The sequence below is a fragment of the Candidatus Termitispirillum reticulitermitis genome, assembly GCF_054655775.1.
In genome coordinates this window covers 1-3561 of record NZ_BAAIHG010000088.1, presented here as the reverse complement: position 1 = coordinate 3561, position 3561 = coordinate 1, and the positions used below count along the sequence as shown (strand labels likewise).

General features: G+C 43.8%; 4 protein-coding genes and 1 pseudogene. 1 reads left to right on the top strand and 4 read right to left on the bottom strand.

Features of this window, described 5'->3' with window-relative positions:
• Nucleotides 1–502 (top strand): annotated as a pseudogene (locus AC1MDJ_RS07020) (hypothetical protein); the annotation flags it as partial.
• Between the two features lie 74 nt (nt 503–576).
• Here AC1MDJ_RS07020 and AC1MDJ_RS07015 read toward each other — a convergent pair.
• From AC1MDJ_RS07015 to AC1MDJ_RS07000, 4 genes are all read right to left on the bottom strand, one after another.
• Nucleotides 577–1092, bottom strand: a complete 516-nt coding sequence (locus AC1MDJ_RS07015; RefSeq protein WP_479690217.1) for a toxin-antitoxin system YwqK family antitoxin — start codon at nt 1090–1092, stop codon at nt 577–579.
• Between the two features lie 268 nt (nt 1093–1360).
• Nucleotides 1361–2560, bottom strand: coding sequence for a type II toxin-antitoxin system HipA family toxin (locus AC1MDJ_RS07010; RefSeq protein WP_479690216.1), 1200 nt, complete (start codon nt 2558–2560; stop codon nt 1361–1363).
• Entirely contained in the window at nt 2553–2879 is a 327-nt protein-coding gene (locus AC1MDJ_RS07005) for a helix-turn-helix domain-containing protein (RefSeq protein WP_479690215.1), read from the bottom strand. The genes AC1MDJ_RS07010 and AC1MDJ_RS07005 overlap by 8 nt, the downstream gene beginning before the upstream one ends.
• Before the next feature lie 349 nt (nt 2880–3228).
• On the bottom strand, nt 3229–3561 hold a 333-nt coding region (locus tag AC1MDJ_RS07000), incomplete at its 5' end, for a biotin/lipoyl-containing protein (protein ID WP_479690214.1).

Sequence of the window (3561 nt, the reverse complement as noted above, 5' to 3'; positions counted from 1 at the left end):
CTTTTTAGAGTTAGAAGCTCGTGTGCTGAATGTTAATAAAGGGCATAATGGCAAGGTATTGAAAGCGAGCGGAACGCTTGGGGACTATGCGGAGTTTGTGGAGGTAGTTAGGCAGGAGACAAGAGGGATAAATAGCAGGGATAAAGTAGCGTTATCCAGTGCTATGGAGCGGGCGATAAAGATATGTATAGAACGAGGGATATTAAGAGATTTTTTACATAAACACTCAGTGGAGGTGTTCAATATGCTAACTATGGAATTAACACAAGAAGACGCTGAAATGGCTAGGTATGAAGAAGGCTTAGAAGAAGGCTTAGAACGAGGCTTAGAGCAAGGCTTAGAACAAGGCTTGCAAAGAGGGGAGCTGAAAGGCGAACTGAGAGGCAAACTGGACGTTGCCAAAAACCTCTTGACTAAAGGCTATCCTGTAGAGGATGTTGCCGACCTCGTGGGGCTTTCCCTCGCCGAGTTAAAAGAACTACATAACGATATTGTTGTATAATAAAATAGGTATAGCCCCCGTGAGGGGACTTTTGTTCTTTAAGGATGTTCACTTATCGCCCCCCATATTCTGCGTCAGTAGCAATCCACATTCAAGCCATTCATAAGATTAGTCAATTCTGCGAACGTTAAGGCTCTGCCGTTGGCACAAGCACCGCTTACAGCCCTATCATTTTTGTAGGTAATTTTCATAAGTATTCTGCCATTATCAGCGTAGCCCGTAGCCACCCCTTGCTTCTTGTCATTCACATAGGGATATGTCCACTTTAATCGTCCGCTCTCGTAATACAATTTCGCATTGCCTTCCGTCACGCCGTTCTTGAATGGAAATTCCGTTGCTAACCTACCGCTGGGATAAAATGCCCATGAAAACGTAATTAACCCATTTTTAACTTGCCATACATACATATCGCCATCATCATCTACGCTACGAACAATCCCCGTTATGCGCTTGTTATCGCCATCCCTGCAGATGCCGTTATCATAAAAGGCATCTACCCCCAAGGTATATTTATTACCCTGCGCTATGGCGAATACTCCGCCACAAGCCATAAAGCACATCAACAAAAACAGGACAAAAGGCTTTTTCATACACAAACCATCCTTTTATTTTGTCAAACTAACCAAGGTTATTTTTACACGGTTGACAATGGAGTTTTCCCTCCCCCTTGACGGGGGCAACCTCGTGAACGGGTAGGGTAGGGGTGGCTGATATATGGCTGTTCTTGCAGTTTTCTTTGACTTCTAAAAATAATCGTGCTATAAGAGTAAAAAAACGTGTAAATTTAACCTTGGTTAAATTTACAAACTTTTTTGTTGCCTTATAATCTGCTACTGGAGCATATTTGTTCTGCTTTCGTCAAGCATAAAAAGCAGTCCCCATACGTTTGATTTCTGTCTGTGGAATATTTAGTCCCCTAGCTACTTTCGCCCAGTCAACAACGGCAGACTTAACCTCGTCAATAATATAGGTAGCTTCAATATTGTTTAGCCCGAAGTAGTCAGCAACTGACAAAGCTAGCTCCAGCGAAGCCGTGCTATCATCTTGTGAGATAAAGGTGTGCAAATGCCCTGTGCTATCTGCTGACGGGTTAAGGTCGTAGACTGGCGATAAGCGCCACCCTTGCTCATTTTGATATAAAAAACCGTGATTTCTCAAGTGGTCGTCTGTATTAGAAATGAGGATTGAGAATACGATTCGCCGCCATAGTTCAACTAAGTCATCTTTAGGTTGTGCTCCTGATTGACGCAGAGCATCTGCAATGTCCATATAGCTGTATGATTGTCCATCATTATCCGATGCACCGAGCATACTCATCGCTGAAAGGAAAGGAATACGCCAAGTATTCAATCTATCAAATCTTTTAATAACGATAACCGCCTTGTCTGCCACTTGAACTAACCGCCAGTTGGGGGTGTTAATACCCGCCAGCTTTGCCAAAGATAAGGCGACAGCCTCCCACAGGACTACATTACTGTCATCATCTTTCTTGGGAAATTTAGCAATGCATAAATTGCCTTGATTATCAATAACAGAAGCTTTGGGACGTGCGCCTCCCAGAGATGAACCCGGCGCAAACAATAATTTCAAATCGCTACTCGTTTCTTTGTCCTCAACAATATTTTCAGATGCCGCCAACAGCTTGGATAGCTCAACAATTGGGGGAATAGATTCCATATCCGATGTAGTAGTCAGAAACTCGCCTTCTAAATCGGACTTAAAGCGCAACGCCCCTTGACGTGTCCTATCGTTAACAAGTAGCAGATAGTCTATTTCGTTTAATGTTTTTCCTGTCTTAATTTTTTTCATCAACGCTCTGCCCCAGCGGTCAGGAGCAGAGTCGCCTATAGCTCCGAAAATCTTCTTATTGGTATGCTGAACACCACTAGACAGGTATAGCGATGGTTCTAGCGAAAAACGTTTGTCATTCTCCAACCATTCTTGTGAATACTCAAAGGACGCCGTTTCAGTGCCGTTTCTGAAATGCATCCACATCTGCCCGACTAGCTGGTTTACACCCTCTAGTTCAATAAACACATAAACCTTTTTATCAACCATTTGTAGCCCTCTTCTTATAGCGAACACGTTTAGGTAGCTGTTCACTCGCTAGCACTTGCCCAAGCGTGTCATTTGCAGTGTCTGCTAGGTTATAGAGGTTATCAGTTAGCCCCAAGACAAACAACACTTTGCCATATATGGCGATAGACACCGCCCCATCCCCACGTTCAACCCTTGACAAGCTGACAGCTGTGATACCCGCACGCTCCGCCACTAACCCCATAGTTAGACGACGTCTTATACGAGCCTCCTTTATATCACTGCCCAGTTTTCGCAACGCTTTGCGAACAGGGAGTGGCAAGATAGATGTTCTTTTCATTACAACCTCATAGTTTAATAGATATTATAGCATATATTATCTGATTTAATATATACTAAAATATAGATAAAGTCAAATTATTTATAATAAGCATTAAGCATTTGTCGTTCTTGGGGAAGGGAAAATAATCGTCTCTACTGGTTTTAAGGGTTAGTTAGAGATTAGAGGATGTTTCCAAGTCCCGATGGAGAGGGGAGAGGAGAAGTATCCGTTCACAACGTAAGGTTCACTTGCAACATAATAAGTCCATCAAGTATATAATCGGCAAAAAGTGGGCTAAATGGAACGAATGGGCTACAACGCAACAGGGGAGCTTTTCAGCTCCCCCGCAATAAAACTTTTGTTAGTATTATACGTATCTTACAAGCAATTGAGCTATCTTAATGTTGTCGCCAACCTTAACAAGCACATCGCCCAAGTTCGCATCCTTATCAGCAGCAAGCTTCGTGTGCATCTTCATAGCTTCAATTACAAATAGGGTATCACCCCTCTTCACGCTCATGCCCGGTTTGCACAGCACTTCGTGAATAGTTCCGCCCAAAGGTGCTTTCAAGCCATCACCTGCAGCGAAACCTTCTGCTCCAGCAGGAGCCGCCTTAGTAGCAGGAGCCGCCGCACGAGCCACAGGAGCAGCAGCTACAGGCGCGCCCCCTTGAGATTCTACGTCAACATCATAGCTAAC

Bases quoted from the DNA above. Each gene is read 5' to 3' on its own strand.
- AC1MDJ_RS07015 (WP_479690217.1), bottom strand. From the start codon at position 1,092: ATGAAAAAGCCTTTTGTCCTGTTTTTGTTGATGTGCTTTATGGCTTGT.
- AC1MDJ_RS07010 (WP_479690216.1), bottom strand. From the start codon at position 2,560: ATGGTTGATAAAAAGGTTTATGTGTTTATTGAACTAGAGGGTGTAAAC.
- AC1MDJ_RS07005 (WP_479690215.1), bottom strand. From the start codon at position 2,879: ATGAAAAGAACATCTATCTTGCCACTCCCTGTTCGCAAAGCGTTGCGA.